Here is a 16,189-nt window from a genome sequence, read left to right on the forward strand (position 1 = left end):
GCACAAGTGAACCGCCCTCAGGGTGAATGCCGACGTGAGAGCGCTGACAGTGTGAGCCAGATCACGTGAAAGAGTTTCGCCCAGCGGTTGAGAACAGGTGTGACTGCCAACGTGACGGCTCTGCGCCGCTTCGCCGATCAGACGGGGGCGATGAGCGATGCGGACCTGGTGGAGGCGTCGTACCGTAGGCCGGAGCGGTTCGGCGAGATCTACGACCGGCACTTCGCCGAGATCCACGCCTACCTGGGGCGGCGGCTCGGCGGGGAGGCCGCCGTCGAGCACGGCCACGAGGAAGACGTCATCAGCCGCGTGGACGCCGCGAACGCACAGGGGCGGCTCGCGGCCGAACTGGACGGGCTGCCGGCCGGCGACCGCGACGTGCTGCTGCTCAGCGCGCTGGGCGGGCTGAGCCACGACGAGGTGGCCGCAGCGCTCGGCATCCCGTACGGCACCGTCGGCTCCCGCCTGTCTCGCGTGCGCAAGAAGCTCCGTGCCGCCCTGGGCGTCCTGGACCTATGCGGACGGTCCGCCCGGCCTGATCCTGCCCGAAGAGGCGGAGAACGTGGTCAGCGGGTCCGCGGGCAAGGCCAGGACCTGGTCGAGCGAGGACTGGGACTTCCGCATCGTGCTCGCCGGCAAGCCGCTGACCAGGATGAACGAGGTCCCGGACATCCCGGAGGGCCTGCGCGCCCTGTACGGGGAGGGCGTGGACGACCGCACGCTGGCCGACAACGTCGTCCGGCTGCTGGTCTACGCCCCGGTGACGAGCGAGACGAGGGCGGCGGCCTACCGGCTGCTCGCCTCGCTGCCGGGAATGAGCGCCGCCGGCCGGGTGACGGACGTGCTCGGGCGGTCCGGCGAGTGCCTGGAGTACGCCTCGGCGGAGTATCCCGTCAGCCGGTACGCCGGCCAGACCCGTACCCGGCTGGTGATCGATCCCGCCACCGGAATGCCCTTGTCGATAGAGACGCGTACCGCCCCCGACGGGCGGCTCCTGGAGTACACCGCGATCCGGGAGAGCGTCTGGACGGATGACAACCCCTTGAAGGAGTCGAAGTGAAGATCGCGATCGTGTCCGTGGCCGCCGTGACCACCGTGGCCGGTGTCGTGCTGAGCGGTGCGCCCGCGCAGGCGGCGGAGCCGGAGGGCGCGTACTGGCGGGTCAAGCAGATCCCCGGCGACGCCGCCGGGGTCAGGAAGTGGGTGGACGGCAAGGTCGCCGAGTTCATTACCGAGTACCTCCGCGACCTCCTGTACCAGTACCCGCTGACGGAGAAGGTGCGCGGCGCCGCGTACGAGGCGGTCAAGGCCACCAAGGGCGTCACCGACCTGGGCCGGGTCAAGGACTCGCTCGGCAGGACCGGCCGCAAGCTGGGCCTGCCGACGTACACGACCAAGGGCTCCTCGACCAGGCAGCAGGTCGTCGTGGACGACAAGGCCATGACGCTGCTGGCCACGCACGTCGAGATGATCGACAGCGTGCCCGGCGGCAAGTCGCTGGTCGAGAACAGGGACACGACGTACGAGGCGGGCTGGACGAACGACAAGCCGGCCGTCCCCGACGCGAAGTAGCCCGCCCGGGGTGACAAAATCGTTCCAATACGGCACGGAGCCGCTGCGCTATGATCACAGTCGGCCGCGCGGCTCACGGACATGAGGAACGATGTCGAGCATCAAAGAGGTCGCCCGCCTCGCCGGGGTCTCGGTCGGCACCGTGAGCAACGTGCTGAACCGGCCGGAGGCGGTCGCCCCCGACACCCGGCGCCGCGTGCGGGCCGCGATCGAGCGGCTCGGCTACGTGCGCAACGGCTCCGCCCGTCAGCTGCGCGCGGGGCGGAGCCGCACCATCGGGGTGGTCGCGCTCGACCTGGGCAACCCGTTCTTCATCGACGTCCTGCGCGGCGTCGAGACCGCGGCGCAGCAGGCCGACGTCACCGTGATGGTCTTCAACAGCAACAAGGACGCCGCCCGCGAGGCCGGACTGCTGGACACCTTCGAGGAGCAGCGCCCGCTGGGCCTGCTGATCACGCCGGTGAACGACAGCGGCGAGGAGGAGCGGCTGCGCAGGCTGGTCTCGCGCGGCATCCCGGTGGTGCAGTTCGACAGCTCGGCCAGGCACAGCAGCGGCTGCGCCGTCGCCGTGGACGACCTGCTCGGCGGCCGGCTGGCCGGCCTGCACCTGCGTGAGCGCGGGCACCGCCGCATCGCCTTCGCCGGCGGGCCGTTCACCGTCCGCCAGGTGCGCGAGCGGCGCGACGGCCTGGCGAGCGTGCTGGGACCCGACGACACGCTGACCGTGATCACCCTGCCCGACCTCACCGTCGCCACCGGCCGCGCCGCCGGCCAGCAGATCGCCGCCCTGCCTCCCGGCGAGCGGCCCACGGCCGTCTTCTGCGCCAACGACCTCGTCTCGATCGGGGTGTTGCAGGAGATGACGCTGCGCGGCCTGCGGGTGCCCGCGGACCTGGCCATCCTCGGCTACGACGACATCGACTTCGCCGCCGCGGCCGCCGTGCCGCTGTCGTCGATCAGGCAGCCGCGCGAGCAACTCGGCAGGACCGCCGCCCTGCTCCTGCTCGAAGAGGCCAACCGGCCCGACGACCACGAGCACCGCCAGATCATCTTCCAGCCCGACCTGGTGGCCCGCACCTCGACGGACGCGCCCGGCTGAGCGCGAATTATTTTGTCACCGGCGCGGCCGGTTATTCTCCGCCGGGTCCGGGAAATACCTCGGTCGGCATAAAGCCGTCATCCGAAGGAGAAGCATGATTGCACTCCTTGTCATCGATGCGCAGAAGGAATACTCCAGTTCCGGGACGCTGCCCGTCGAGAGATTCGACCAGGCGATAGGCAACATCAGGCGCCTCCTGGAAACCGCGCGATCGAGCGACGTCGCAACGGTGGTGCACATTCGCCACATCAGCAAGGTGCCCGGCGATCAGAGTTTCGACGCGGGCAGCCCGGGGATCGACTTCATCGACAGCGTCCGGCCGGCGTCGGACGAATTAGTGCTCACCAAGCACTACATCGGGTCGTTCTCGAATCCGGATCTCGACCGGTTCCTGCGCGCCCAGCAGGTCGATCGAATGGTGATCTGCGGATTCACCTCGTTCATCTGCTGCGACACGACGTCGCGCGAGGCGGTACAGCTCGGATACAAAGTCTTTTACGTCGACGACGCCATCAGCGAATTCAGCCTCGGCAACCTGACCGCCCAGGAGTTGCACCGGACCGTCGGCGCGATCCAGGGCGCGGTGTTCTCGACGGTGACCACCACGGAGGACGCGGTCGCGCTTCTCGCGGGCAAGACCTGACCCTCACGACCTGACCCTTGAGTGCCGGGGAGCCCGCGGTCTCCCCGGCACTCAAAGCCTTCTCAGATCGAGACCACCCTGATCGCGGGGTGGCCCTCGGTGTTCAGGTAGACCCGCTCCTTCTTGCCGTCCTGCTCCAGCTCGACCACCAGCCGGTAGCGGTAGACGCCCGGCTTGGCCGTGCTCAGCACGGTGCCGGCCCAGTAGTAGTAGACGGGGGTCAGCGCGTCCCGCATACGGTCGGGGCCGCCGTAGACCTTGAGCTCGATGCAGACCTTCTTCTCCGCGACGTCCTCCTCGTCACCGGCCTCGGTGTCCAGGAAGACGATGTTGTTGATCTTGGGCATGGGCGGCCAGGTGCCGTCCCGCCGCCGCTCCATGTCGATCGGCCGGATGATCCAGTTGAGCACCTGCCCCGGCTTGCAGACCGTCTCCAGCTTCGCGGTGCCCTGTCCCGTGCCGCCGATGCTGTTGTCCACCATGTACATGGCGCCGGCCAGGGACTTGTGCTCGACCGCCTTCTCCATGTCCACGAGCGTGACGATATTGAGCTGGACGGAGTTCAGCTGTCCTGGGTTCTGCTTCTCGATGGTGCCGGCGCGCGCCCGGGTGCTTGGCATGACCATCAGCGTTCCTCCTTTCAGCCCACCAGCGTGGGCGACAGGGTGGTGGTGATCGGCTCGGCCCTCGTTCCCACGAGGAAATGAATCTTGTACGGGACGACGTCGATGTCGTCCTTCTTCACGGTCCCGATCCAGTACGCGACGTCGGTGCCGGGGTAGACCTGCCGCTCCGGCTCGATCACGCTTCTGTCGATGTCGATGCCGGCGATCCCGACGAACGCCTCGCACTCCAGCGCCAGGCAGTTCCACAACACCCGGTCGCCCGCCCGGACCCTGGTCCGCAGCTCCTCGGTGCCGAAGCCGGTCGAGCCGCCCGCCTTGTTGGTGTCGTACATGTAGAGCTGGCCGCGCACGGTGCCGGCGGCCAGGGCGCCCACGGCGTCCAGCACCGCGGTGATCGAGATCGGCGCTCTGCCGTTTTCCCGCGTCTTCGCTCTCGGGGGCACGGTTTCCTCCTTCGTGATGCGTGGCGGATGCGTCAGGCGGGCGGGATGGGCAGCAGGCCCAGGCCCGACTTGGTGAAGGCGTTGCGCTTGGGCTCCGAGGTGATCCGCAGCTTGGAGTCGCAGGTCAGGTCCACCGGTTCCCACATCCAGTCCCCGCCCTGCAACAGCAGCCGGTGGAGCTGGATGGCCATCGTGTAGGTGTAGGTGCCGGGGCGGGTGGAGTCCACCGTGGCGGACCAGTACCAGCCGTCGGTCACCATGTCCGGGGAGCCGTACTCCGCCGGATACATGATCTTCTTGTCGACCGCCTCGCCGTAGACGTCGGTGATCACCGGCGGCGGATAGCTGTGCGCCGCCGCGCCGTCGTAGGAGATGACGTTGCCCGTCACGTCCAGGACCTTCTGGCCGGCGGGCCCGCGTGTGCGCTTGGTGGTCTTGACCCTCGTGCCGATCGTCTGCTGGATCTGGGTGAGCGTGGCTTCCGGAGTGCCCTGGCTGCCGGGTTTGGCCACCATGGACTCGAGCTCGGTCAGGGCCTGGCGGTCGGTCTGGCGCGCCCGCTCGGCCTCATAGCCGCGCGGGACCGTCGGCGGGATCGAGCCCAGGCTGTACGGCAGCCAGTTCAGCACCTGTTCGGTGGCCTGCGACCCGTCGCGCCAGTAGGAGCCGTGGATCGCGGTCACCAGTTCGCCGGTCCCCTCGCCTTCCGAGCCGTGCAGCTTCATGTTGTCGAACAGGTACGTGTTCCCTTCCAGCGTCTTCATCTCCAGGGCGTTGGCGATGTCCACGAGCACGATGATCGCGAGTTGCTGGGGCATTGGCCTTCTTTTCCTTCCCTAGATGCGCATCAGCGAGGGGGTCTCGACGTACAGGACGCTGTACGGGCCTTCGTACATCTGGAACTCCATCCGGTAGCGGTAGGCCACTCCCGGCGCCATGTAGTAGGGCACCACCCCGGCCCAGATCTCGAGGTCGAGCTTCTCGCTCTCCGTGGTGGGGGCGGCCAGCACGCCCGCGGGACCGGACGGTCCCGGAGGGTAGGCCCCCGGACCCGTCGCGTAGGGCGCCGCGGCCGGTGATGGAGGCCCGGTCGGAGGCAGTGCCGCGCTCGGGTGACCCATGGGGGCCGGCGCCGGGTAGGCGGGCTGGCCGGCCGGCTGCAGCCGGAGGAACTCGATGTTCTTGATCTCGACCGGCGTCTGCAGGTCCACGGCCAGCGCGGTCCACTGCACGACCTGCCCCGGCTGGACGATGGTGCACAACTCCGGCGTCCCCTGCGCCCTGCTCGCGAACGACCCGTCATCGATCATGACCAGGTTCCCGTCGAGCAGCGAGCGGCTGGAGAGCGCCCCGATGACGTCCACCAGGGCGATGATGCTCACCTGCGGTTTCACGGCCACTTCTGTTCTCCTCTCTCGATCAGCCCCGGTCTCGGACCAGCGGCACCTTGCCCACGTGCGTGCGCTCGATCTCCGGCGAGGACCGGGGCACGAACCGGAGGTGGAACCGGTAGCCGGTCTTCTCGATCGAGGCGGGATTGGCTTCTCCCTGGTTGAACAGCGACAACGACCGCGGCAGCGCGTTGAGGAACACGTGGTGCGCGCCGTAGGGGCCGAGCGCGGTCTCCGTCATGTACGTCATCGCGGGAACGTCGTCCACGGCCACCATCAGCGTGATCGCCCGGTCCTCGCGCTGGTTGACGAACTGGATCTCGTGCGCCACCTGGTCCAGGTCCACCGGCGTGGCCAGCCGCAGGTCCTCGCGTACGGCCTCGTAGGCCCGCGCGGCGGAGTACTGGCTGTCGGCGATGTGCAGCACGTCCCCGGTACGCCCGGCGAACTCGAACCGCTGGGCGCGCGGCCCAATGCCGTCGAGCGCCGGCCGGCGGATCATCCGGTCGCCCAGCTTGAGCCGCAGCAGCGGAGCCTCGTGGGCGTGCAGCCGCGTGACGACCAGTTCGCCTTCCTCGTCCTCCCCGACCCAGCGCCCGTCCTCGTCGACGATCTCGACGAGATGCAGGCCGGGCACCGCCGTCAGGGCCGGGTCGGACTCCGCGAGTTGCAGGCCGATGGTCTCGGCCTGGGTCGCGGCGAAATAGCTGAGGATGACCAGGTTCGGGTAGACCGCCTTGAGCTCGGCCCGCTTGCGGTGGGCCAGCACGCCGCTGCCGTACAGCGCGACCCGGAAGCTCTCCCTCGCCTCGCGCTTCAGCCCGGCGCCGAGATCGCTCAGGATCGCGATGCCGGCGCTGATGCCCATCAGCGCCTTCTGGCCCGGGTAGGAGAACATGTGCTCCAGCACGCCCGCGGTGACGGGGCCCGCGCCGATGTAGTTGACGCCGGGCACGTGCTGCAACACGCCGCCCACCATGGTGCCGCTGCTCCACATCTGGTAGTCGGCCAGCGTGGTGAACAGCCACTTCGCCCCGTCGTCCGCGAAGTGGGCGGCGAGCTGGTAGTCGCCGAGGAAACGGCCGGCGATCCGGTAGGTGTCGTGCAGCTCGCGCAGGGCGTAGACGACCTCCAGCGGGCTGCCGCCGCTGGTACCGCCGCTCGCCACGACCTCGAACCCGCCCCGGTCGATCGGCACGACCAGGCCGGGCCGCGACTCCATGTACAGATCGCGCTGGGTGTCCTTGTCGGCCGGCGGGACGGCCTGCCAGTCCTCGAACGTCAGGGGGCCGCTCCCGTCCACGCCGCAGCCCTCCAGCCGCTCGCGCCAGGCGGGGTTGAGCCGCACGGTGTTGACGAGCTGACGCAGGCGGCGCAGCACCAGAGCGTCCTGCACCTCGTGGGGCAGCTCGCTGTACGGTGTCCGGTACGCCTGCTCGAACGCGGCCATCTTGCCCGCGAAGGATGGCAGCCCGGTCACCGCCTCCACCGACCCCGGCGCCAGCTCGTCGTCCGGGATCAGCCGGTCGGCCAGCTCGTGCGGGTCATGGGTCGTAGCGGTGTTCCTCGGGCTCATCGGCGTCCCCCCACTGGCTGGTGTGTGTCGTTACGGTCGCCGGACAGCTCCTGCCCCACCGCCCTGATCTCGGCGAGCAGCATCCGGAAGTGCTCTTCGGTGATGAGGTGGTTCATCATGACGACGCGCAGCGCGGCGACGCCGTCCACGTCGACCTTGGAGATGAAGAAGGTGCCCCGGAGCTTGATCCGGTCCCTGATGGCCACCTGGAGGCGGTGCACGTCCTGCTCGCGCACCCAGCGGGGCCGGTAGCGGAAGCACAGGATGTTCGACTCCGGCTGGTGCGCGGCCTCGAAGTCGGGCTCGCCCTGGAGGATCCGGTGGATCGCCCGGGTCAGCCCGCACAGGTACTCGATCTTCTCCGCGAACAGGGCCCGGCCGTACATGGCCCACAGGACCCACAGCGGCATGATCATCGGGCGTTTGGTGCACTCGATGGTCTTCCCGCCGCTGTCCAGCGCGGTGTAGATGTCCGGCTCCTCGTCGAACACGTAGCTGGCCCGCTGCTTGAAGGCGCGGCGGCTCTTGTCCTTCTCCCGGTAGAACAGCAGCGTGCACGGCGCCGGCGTGAACATCATCTTGTGCGCGTCCCAGGTCAGCGAGTCGGCCTGGTCGATGCCCCGCAACCGGTGCCGCAGCTTGTCCGACACCAGCAGGCTCGCGCCGTGCGCCCCGTCCACGTGCAGCCAGATGTCACGTTCCCGGGCGACCTCGGCGAGCCTGTCGATCGGGTCGAAGGCGCCGACCGAGGTCGTGCCCGCCGACGCCACCAGGCAGAACACGCGGAGCCCTCGTCGCTCCGCGGCATCCAGCGCCGGCCGCACCCGGTTCATGTCGATCTGCTGCGCGCCGTTCAGCGGCAGCCGGACGATCTGGGCCTCACCGATGCCCATGACGCCGGCCGTACGGGAGACGCTGTAGTGCACGTCGTCTCCCACCGCGATGGCCGGACGGGCCTGGCCCCGGTAGGCCGCGCCGCCCTCCGACCAGAAGCCGGGGAACTTGTCGTTCCTGGCCGCCAGCATCGCGGTCAGGTTGGCCAGCGAGCCACCGGAGGTGGTGATCATCGCGAAGCCGTCCTGCGGCCAGCCGATGAAGCGGTTGAGCTCGTCGGCCATGATCTTCTCCACCACGTTGGGGAGCTGGCCTGCCTCGTAGAACGAGGACGGCTGGTTCACGACCGAGCTGACGAAGTCGATGACGCCGGCCAGCGGCACGGTGCTGGAGAACTGCCGGCCCATGTAGCCGGGGGAGTGCACCTGGATGCCGGTCTGGACGTACAGGTCGATGATCGCGGAAAGCTTCTCCTCGTCGTAGTGCGCGATGCTCTCCTGCTCCGTCGTCATCAGGGCCCTGGCCGCCCGCGACAGCGCCGCGGGCTCTGTCAGCGCCAGTCCTTTGATGGACAGGTCGGCCAGATGTTTCTCGAGCTTGGCCACGGTTGTCTCGGAGCTCTCCCGGAACAACTGGACATCGAACGGTTTGAGCGATAGCCCGCCCCGATCGGCGGACCAGGGGGAGGGCTCCGGCTCCTGCGGCCGAGATTGTGTCAAGGCAGCCTCCGTTGAATATTTCCTGACTTTCGGGCATGGATTTTCTGTGCACGGCGAACGGGCCCCACGTGACAGGTGGAAATCTGGCGTGCCGTTCTCATACCTCGGATGAAAACGGTGTTAATGGTCGGCTAACAGGCTCGGGGCGCTCGCGACCATGCTGCGATCCGCATGCGAAGGGGTTCCTCCATTTCCCCCGGGCGGAGGTCCGGGTTTTACAGTCAGGAAGTTTTGTGCATCCTTACCGTGACCCGGCCCGGTGGAGGGGGGTGTTGCGGCCGGCATAAGAGCAAACAACCGGGATCAAAACATGGATCCGGCACCAGCGCAATAGGCGTCGGATGACTGCGGCAGACCAGGATAATATCAAGCCCGCATACCCCCGCATTGGTCACGCCCTTACGTTTGCCATTGCCGGGAGGTGCCGCGATCAGCGGATTCGTGAAGGTTATTTTCGGCGTGCGACATTTCCCGATGGGCGTGCCGCGACCGGCCGGATGAATAAAACACGGGCCAGGGCGGACCGAAAGTGCGCGGTCCGCTCTGGCCCGGAGTTTTTTCGGTTGTTTCGGCCTTTTCTGAGCAAACGATCAGCCGGCGCCGATCATCCGCTGATCATTCGCCGTGCCCGTGGTGGGCGGGAACGTCCAGCGTCGGGTTGCGGTCGAAGAAGCCGACCGGCTTGAGCGTGAAGCCCGTGTGGTCCACCGGCATGATCGGCCAGTCCTCCGGCCTGGGAGCGTGGGTGAGCCCGAAAACGTGCCAGACGACCAGGGAACGGCCGTCGAGATCGCGATCGGCGGCGGCGAAAGCCGGCAGCCCGGCGCCGCCCGGATGCTGGTTGACGAAGTCGCCGGCCGGATAACGCTCGTCCGGGTCGTAGGCCGTCACCCACAGGTGCCGGGTGGCGAACGCGGCCCGCTGGGCGATCGAGGAGTCCGGGTCGGCCAGCAGCACGGGCTTGCCCTCGGGGCGCAGCACGTATGCCACCGGGTCGCCCAGGGCGTTGCGCGAGCCCGGGTTCGTGATGTGCCAGACGCGGTCCACGCTCGCGTCGGCCAGACGCCGGGCCTGGCTCTCGCTGGTCAGCGGGGTGCGGCGGTAGGTGTAGGCGTTGCCGCGCGAATTACCCGGGCCCATCGGCACCCGGGCCGCCTCGACCTCCTCCACCCGGTTGACCGGGCCGTCCACCGCCATGTCCAGGCGGGCGCAGAACAGGTGCTGGTGGTAGGGCGCGCCCAGCCCCGGCGCGACCTGCGCCGCGTGCGCGGACCCGCCGGCCGGGTAGGCGGAGGTGAACACCACGCCGGTGGCCTTGGCCTCGAACGCGATGGTGCCGTCGAGGTAGAGGTACCAGTAGAAGCCGTAGTCGTAGTTGCCGACCGTGGTGAAGAAGGACAACACCAGGCGGCGCTGGCGGCGCACCTCCGCGGAGCGGGCCCACAGGTCCGTGTGCTTCCACAGGATGCCGTAGTCCTCCTCGTGCAGGCAGATCGCGTTGCGCAGGGTACGGGCCTCGCCGCGCTCGTCGGCGATGACGGCGTCGAGGTAGGTGATCTCCCCGACACAGTCGCAGCCCGCTTCCAGGGCGTTGGCGTACTGGCCGACGAGGTACTCGCCGACGTCGAAGTAGTTCTGCCAGGAGCGCACCGGGGACGGGTCGGCGTAGGGCACCACCATCTCGGCGATCGAGGCGCGGTGGATGATCGGCCGCTCGCGGCCCGCGTCCCGGTCGTCGAAGGCCACCTGGTGCAGGATCAACCCCTCGCGGACGTCGAACCCGATCCGCAGCGACCAGTTCTCCCAGCGCAGCAGGTTGCCTTCGAGGCTGAAGCTGGGCCCGTCCGGCTGGGCGATCTCGATGGGCCGCTGCGTGGTGCGCGCGGGCCCGGCGACGGCGGGGTCGTCGTAGTTGCCCAGCGCGGCCGGCACCGGCATCGCGCCGAAGTCGAGTACCTGGTCCACGGCCCGGTTGAGCACGTCCACGTAGGCGACCAGGCCGTCCACCGGATGCGCCCACGCGTGGTCCCGCTCGTGCTCCTGCACGAAGGCCAGCCCGCGCAGGATGCGGCGGCCCGACTCGCCGGGGTACTCGCCCGCGTACACGCCGGCCGACAGCGGCGCGACCCTGACCTGGGAGACGTCCAGGCCTCGGGTCTTGAGCGCGGCGATCCACCGCTCGTCGGTGGCCAGCACCTCCTCCACGATCCCGAACTCCGACTCCAGCACCGGCGGCTGGCCGTCCCTGGCGGGGTCCAGGACCCGGTTCGCGTCGATCGTCCCCCGGGTGACCGAGACGATCACGTCGCGGGACGGCGCGCCGGCCAGATCGAGCAGCAGGACCCGCAGCCTGCGGTCGATCGGCCCGCCGGGCACGTACGCGAACTGCTCCTCCTTGCCCGGCTCCTCCAGGCCGGCGTAGGCGAAGCGGGTGGACTCCGTGACCAGCCCGGCGGCGGCGAGCAGGCTGCGGGCGGCCGCGATCTCACCGGCGGACAGCTGGTCCAGGGGGTGCGGTGTGATGCTCATGGTCTCTCCCTAAGCCGGGGGCGGGGGCACCGTCAGCGAACACCACGGGAGCGGTGATTTCCAGGGTGGCCGGGTACGGGAGTAGATCGGCGATCGATTGTCATCGGTGCGGCGTGATGTTAGACATAACCCGAGTCAACCCTCTTGTCAGTGCGCGCCAGCAGCATCTTCAGCACGCCTCTTACCAGGAGCGGCGATGTCCCACGCGTGGTTACCCAGGCTCATCCGTCTCGTGGTCGCGGTCGCGGCCCTCCTGACCCCGTTCCTGACAGTGCTCCCGGCGCGGGCGGCGGTGGACGTCTACCGCTACCTGGAGGATCCCGGGATGGTGGCGGAGGGCCAGCAGGCGCCGCACGCCGTGCTGCGGCCGTACGCCGACGCGCGCACGGCCGCGTCGGACGTGGCCAGGCACGAGGCCCGATCGCCCTGGATCGCCACCCTGAACGGCGAATGGCGGCTGAACCTCGCCCAGCGGCCCGAGGAGGTGCCCGAGGGCTTCCACACCGCAGGCCACGACGTCTCGCGCTGGCCGGTGGCCAAGGTGCCGCACACCTGGCAGTCCGACTTCACCGACCACCCGATGTTCCGCAACATCACCGAGGAGGTCTGGCCGGACGAGCCGCCCAAGGTGCCCCGCGACGTGAACCCGACCGGCGCGTACGTCCGGCAGATCGACGTTCCGAAGACCTGGTCGGACCGCCGCGTGTTCCTCCGGTTCGAGGGCGTCACCAGCGGCTACTTCGTCTGGGTCAACGGCGAGTACGTCGGCTACGACCAGGGCGGCTACACCCCCGCCGAGTTCGAGGTCACCGACGCCCTGCGCCCGGGGGCCAACCGGGTGGCCGTGCAGGTGCACCGCTGGGGCGCGGGCTCGTACCTGGAGGACTTCGACCAGTGGCGCTACAGCGGCATCTTCCGCGACGTCTGGATGTACGCCACCCCGCGGACCCTGCTGCGCGACGCGCACATCAGCACCGACCTGGACGCCGCCTACCGCGACGCCACCCTGACCGCGAAGGTCCAGGTCGCGGGCGCGTCCGCCGGACACAGTGTGCGCGGCACGCTGACCGACCCGCGCGGCAGGCAGGTCGCCACGCTCACCGGGCCCGTGGACGCCGACGGGCTCGCCACGCTCACCACGCGGGTGGCCGGCCCGGCCAAGTGGAGCGCGGACTCACCCACCCTGTACGCCCTGGCCCTGGAACTCCTCGGCCCCGATGGCAGGCCGCTGCACATCACGGCCCAGGCCGTCGGGTTCCGCGAGGTGGAGGTGCGCGACCGCCAGATGCTCGTCAACGGCGAACGCATCCTCATCAAGGGCACCAACCGCGCCGAGACCGACCCGGACACCGGCCGCCACGTCACCCGCCAGGCCCAGCGCCGCGACGTGGAACTCATGAAGAGCCTGCACATCAACGCCGTACGCACCTCGCACTACCCCTCCGACCCTTACCTGTACGACCTGGCCGACCGCCAGGGCCTGTGGATCGCCGACGAGGTCGACATCGAGACCCACTCGCGCGAGTCGTGCCCCCGCGACTGCCTGGCCGACCGCCCCGAGTGGCAGGCCGCCTTCGCCGACCGCTTCCGGGCCATGGTCGCCAGGGACAGGAACCACCCCAGCGTCATCATCTGGGACACCGGCAACGAGGCCGGGCTCGGCGCGGCCCACTACGCGATGGCGCGCTGGGCCGACGCCAACGAGCCCACCCGCCTGCTCTACCACCAGTCCAACAACCCCAACGGCGACGCCCCGTACGCCGACGTGTGGGGCCCGCGCTACCCCACCCCCGGCTACGTGAGCTCCATCGGCACGACCACCACGCGCCCGGTCGTGTTCGGCGAGTACGCCCACGCGATGGGCAACAGCCTGGGCAACTTCGACCGCTTCTGGGAGCTGATCCGCCGCCATCCGTCGTTGCAGGGCGGCTTCATCTGGGACTGGGCCGAGGCCAACCTGCGCCAGCCGCTGGTGTTCACGCCCGACTCCTCCGGCAACCGCATCCAGACCTTCCTCGTCGGCAAACCGCGCGCCGCCGAGGGCCGTCGCGGGCAGGCCGTCGAGTTGTCCAGCCTGGACGACTTCGTGAGCGTCTTCAGGGACCGCAGGCTGGACCTCACCGGCGAGGCGGTGACGCTGGACGCCTGGGTCAAGCCGGGCCGGTGGGCGGGCAGCTTCCCCATCGTGACCAAGGGGCAGGCGTACGGGCTGCAGATGCGCGACTCCGGCACCCTGGAGTTCGGCGTCACCACGGGCGCGGGCCGTGCGGTGGCCGCGGCCGAGGTGCCCGACGACTGGTACGGCGCCTGGCACCGCGTCACCGGCGTCTACGACGGCACGCGCCTGAGCCTGTCCATCGACGGCACGCGCGTCGCCACCGCCGACCAGACCGGCAAGATCACTCCCGGCCTGTACGAGGTCAACATCGGCCGCAACGCCGAGACCCAGCAGGACAACACCCCCGCCAGGCTGGCCCGCGGCCTCATCGACGACGTACGCGTGCTCGGGGCGGGCGGCGACCCGCTGCTGGCCCTGGTCTTCGACCGCTACGAGCGGCGCGGCGACTTCCTCAGCCTCGGCCTGAGCCTGTCGGGCACGGACGGCCTGGTCGGCTCCGACCGCTACCTCCAGCCGGAGACGACCGAGATGGCCTGGGCGCACGCCCCCGTCCGCTTCACCTCCGCCGACCCCGCCACGGGCAAGGTCAGGGTCACCAACGAGCAGCCCGCCGGCGCCCTGCGCGTCAAGGTGCGCTGGTCCCTGGACGAGGTGGACCGCACGCTCCGCTCCGGCATCCGCGACCTGCGGCTGGACCCGGGGGCGAGCGTCGACCTCGACCTCGGGGCCGCGCCCGCCAACCCGTCGGACCGGCAGCGCCTGCTCAACCTGGAGGCCGTCGCCGCCGACCCGCCCGCCTGGGCGCCCAAGGGCTGGCGGTACGGGTGGCGGCAGTTCGCTCTCGGCGGCCGGGTCGTGCCCGGCATCGCCGGGCCGCCCGCCGGCACGCCCTCGCTGCGCGCCGACGGCGACACCGTGACCGTCGCGGGTGATGGCTGGCGCTACCGCTTCGACGCGGGCACCTTGGCCTCCATGCGCTCCGGTGGTCGCGAGCTGCTGCGCGAGGGTCCGACGCTCGACGTCTACCGGCCGCCCACCAGCAACGAGACCTACGACTGGGGCACCGCCGACCGCGACGTCTGGCACCGGGCCGGGCTCGACCGGCTGCGCACGGAGATCACCGGCGTGCGCTCGTCCATGGACGGGGACACGGCCGTTGTCGAGGTAACCAGCAAGGCCGCCGCTCCCGGGATGGAGAGCCTGCTGTCGTTCGAGCAGAGCATGACGTACCGCATCGACGGGCGCGGCACCATCACCCTGCGGCACCGCGTGGACCCGAGCGGGTCCCGCCTGACCACGCTGCCGTACCTGCCGCGCGTCGGCGTCCAGGTCAAGGTGCCGGACTCGATGCGCGAGCTGGCCTACTACGGCAAGGGGCCGCACGAGACGTACAACGACCGCTCCAGCGGCGCGTTCACCGGCGTGTGGCGCGGCAAGGTGGATGACGAGTACGTGCGCTACTCCCGCCCCCAGGCCCACGGCAACCACACCGGCTCGCGCTGGCTGAGCCTCAACGACGGCCGCGCCGCCGGGCTGCTCGTCGGCCGTGCCGAGGGCGGCATCGACGTCAGCGCCACCCGGTACGACGAGCTGGACCGCGCCGAGTACGACTTCCAGCTCCCCCTCGTGCGCAACGACGACTGGATCACCCTGCACGCCGCCATCGGCGAGACCGGCATGGGCGAGACGCCCAACTCCGTGCTTGAGGAGTTCCGCGTGCCCGCCACCAGGACGCAGGACTACACGCTGACGCTGCGCCCGCTCACCGGCGGGGAGATCGCCGCCGGCGGCGTGGTGGACTCCGAGGCGAGCGCGCCCTGCCCGCCGGACGTGACCGCGACCGGCGACGGGAACGCCGAGGCCGGCGTGCCCGAGCAGATCACCGTGACCGTCGCGGCCGCCTGCGCGGACGGGCTCACCGGCGCGAGCGCCTCCCTGGCCGTGCCGCGCGGCTGGACGGTCACCCCCGCCACGGCCGACCTGGGCCGGATCGCCCAGGGCACGCCCGCGCGGGCCGCCTTCACCGTCACTCCGCCCGCGGACGCCGACTTCGGCGAGCACGAGCTGACCGCCACCGTCACGGCCACCTCCTCGGGCTTCCCCGTCACCGCGCGGGCCGTCACCGCGCTGCGCACCCCGCTGCCCGCGGGCAGCGTCTGGGCCAGCGACCTGCCGTTCGTGGCGGAGGAGAACGGCTGGGGGCCGGTGGAACGGGACCGCAGCAACGGCGAGCAGCCCGCCGGGGACGGCAGGACGTTGTCCATCGGCGGCCGGACCTACGCCAAGGGCATTGGCGCGCACGCCCCTTCGCGGGTGGCCATCGAGCTGGGCGGGCGGTGCACGACGTTCCGCGCCGACGCCGGGGTTGACGACGAGATGGGCGGCAGCGGGTCCGTGGCCTTCGAGGTGTGGGTGGACGGGCAGCGGCGCGCGGTCACCGGCGTACTGACCGGGGCGGGTGGCGCGGAGGCCGTGTCGGCCGACCTGACCGGCGGCGAACTGCTGGAGCTGCGGATCACGGACGGCGGCAACGGCAACGGCGCCGACCACGGCGACTGGGCCGCCGCCCGCCTCGCCTGCACCCCCGCTTAGGTTTCGGGTCGCGGGGCGAGGGCGACTCAGATTGGGGTTTCGGGTC

12 protein-coding genes and 1 pseudogene are annotated in these 16,189 nt (G+C 70.2%); 6 read left to right on the plus strand and 7 right to left on the minus strand.

The genetic code is table 11. The annotated features are described in order from the left end of the window. Positions 1-150: 150 nt before the first annotated feature. The 5 genes and pseudogenes from AB0I81_RS13665 to AB0I81_RS13685 all read left to right on the plus strand — a co-directional run. Positions 151-477, plus strand: a pseudogene (locus AB0I81_RS13665) (sigma factor-like helix-turn-helix DNA-binding protein); the annotation flags it as partial. 13 nt (positions 478-490) lie between these two features. Continuing rightward, complete coding sequence (locus AB0I81_RS13670) at positions 491-1,060, plus strand: hypothetical protein (protein ID WP_360655537.1); 570 nt, start codon at positions 491-493, stop codon at positions 1,058-1,060. Next, on the plus strand, positions 1,057-1,572 hold the full coding sequence (locus AB0I81_RS13675; RefSeq protein WP_360655141.1) for a hypothetical protein: 516 nt from the start codon (positions 1,057-1,059) through the stop codon (positions 1,570-1,572). Before AB0I81_RS13670 ends, AB0I81_RS13675 begins: the two co-directional genes overlap by 4 nt. Before the next feature lie 91 nt (positions 1,573-1,663). Further along, positions 1,664-2,671, plus strand: coding sequence for a LacI family DNA-binding transcriptional regulator (locus AB0I81_RS13680; protein WP_360655144.1), 1,008 nt, complete (start codon positions 1,664-1,666; stop codon positions 2,669-2,671). A gap of 94 nt (positions 2,672-2,765) precedes the next feature. Then, positions 2,766-3,314: an isochorismatase family protein gene (locus tag AB0I81_RS13685; protein ID WP_360655147.1), complete on the plus strand. Its 549-nt coding sequence runs from the start codon at positions 2,766-2,768 to the stop codon at positions 3,312-3,314. A 62-nt stretch (positions 3,315-3,376) separates the two neighbouring features. Here the strand turns inward: AB0I81_RS13685 and AB0I81_RS13690 are convergent, their stop codons facing one another. From AB0I81_RS13690 to AB0I81_RS13720, 7 genes are all read right to left on the minus strand, one after another. Then, the gene (locus AB0I81_RS13690; RefSeq protein WP_360655150.1) at positions 3,377-3,940 is read right to left on the minus strand and encodes a hypothetical protein; all 564 of its coding nucleotides are present in this window, start codon (positions 3,938-3,940) and stop codon (positions 3,377-3,379) included. A 14-nt stretch (positions 3,941-3,954) separates the two neighbouring features. Further along, complete coding sequence (locus tag AB0I81_RS13695; RefSeq protein WP_360655153.1) at positions 3,955-4,383, minus strand: hypothetical protein; 429 nt, start codon at positions 4,381-4,383, stop codon at positions 3,955-3,957. Between the two features lie 32 nt (positions 4,384-4,415). Next, positions 4,416-5,201 carry a hypothetical protein gene (locus tag AB0I81_RS13700; protein ID WP_360655156.1) on the minus strand — a complete coding sequence of 262 codons (786 nt, stop codon included), beginning with the start codon at positions 5,199-5,201 and terminating at the stop codon, positions 4,416-4,418. 18 nt (positions 5,202-5,219) lie between these two features. After that, positions 5,220-5,783, minus strand: coding sequence for a hypothetical protein (locus AB0I81_RS13705; RefSeq protein ID WP_360655159.1), 564 nt, complete (start codon positions 5,781-5,783; stop codon positions 5,220-5,222). Between the two features lie 19 nt (positions 5,784-5,802). After that, positions 5,803-7,350 carry a hypothetical protein gene (locus tag AB0I81_RS13710; protein ID WP_360655162.1) on the minus strand — a complete coding sequence of 516 codons (1,548 nt, stop codon included), beginning with the start codon at positions 7,348-7,350 and terminating at the stop codon, positions 5,803-5,805. Continuing rightward, positions 7,347-8,903: a pyridoxal-dependent decarboxylase gene (locus AB0I81_RS13715; RefSeq protein ID WP_360655166.1), complete on the minus strand. Its 1,557-nt coding sequence runs from the start codon at positions 8,901-8,903 to the stop codon at positions 7,347-7,349. Before AB0I81_RS13715 ends, AB0I81_RS13710 begins: the two co-directional genes overlap by 4 nt. 615 nt (positions 8,904-9,518) lie before the next feature. Continuing rightward, positions 9,519-11,432 (minus strand): primary-amine oxidase, encoded by a 1,914-nt coding sequence (locus AB0I81_RS13720; protein WP_360655169.1) that lies wholly within the window; start codon positions 11,430-11,432, stop codon positions 9,519-9,521. A gap of 196 nt (positions 11,433-11,628) precedes the next feature. Here AB0I81_RS13720 and AB0I81_RS13725 point away from each other — a divergent pair, with 196 nt between their 5' ends. After that, entirely contained in the window at positions 11,629-16,143 is a 4,515-nt protein-coding gene (locus AB0I81_RS13725; protein ID WP_360655173.1) for a glycoside hydrolase family 2 TIM barrel-domain containing protein, read from the plus strand. The last annotated feature ends 46 nt before the right edge of the window (positions 16,144-16,189 follow it).

Origin of the sequence: Nonomuraea sp. NPDC050404, assembly GCF_040655495.1 — a bacterium.
Taxonomy (GTDB): Bacteria; Actinomycetota; Actinomycetes; order Streptosporangiales; family Streptosporangiaceae; genus Nonomuraea.

Coding starts and splice junctions, on each gene's coding strand:
- AB0I81_RS13680 (WP_360655144.1), top strand. CDS start 1,664: ATGTCGAGCATCAAAGAGGTCGCCCGCCTCGCCGGGGTCTCGGTCGGC.
- AB0I81_RS13685 (WP_360655147.1), top strand. CDS start 2,766: ATGATTGCACTCCTTGTCATCGATGCGCAGAAGGAATACTCCAGTTCC.
- AB0I81_RS13690 (WP_360655150.1), bottom strand. CDS start 3,940: ATGGTCATGCCAAGCACCCGGGCGCGCGCCGGCACCATCGAGAAGCAG.
- AB0I81_RS13700 (WP_360655156.1), bottom strand. CDS start 5,201: ATGCCCCAGCAACTCGCGATCATCGTGCTCGTGGACATCGCCAACGCC.
- AB0I81_RS13710 (WP_360655162.1), bottom strand. CDS start 7,350: ATGAGCCCGAGGAACACCGCTACGACCCATGACCCGCACGAGCTGGCC.
- AB0I81_RS13720 (WP_360655169.1), bottom strand. CDS start 11,432: ATGAGCATCACACCGCACCCCCTGGACCAGCTGTCCGCCGGTGAGATC.
- AB0I81_RS13725 (WP_360655173.1), top strand. CDS start 11,629: ATGTCCCACGCGTGGTTACCCAGGCTCATCCGTCTCGTGGTCGCGGTC.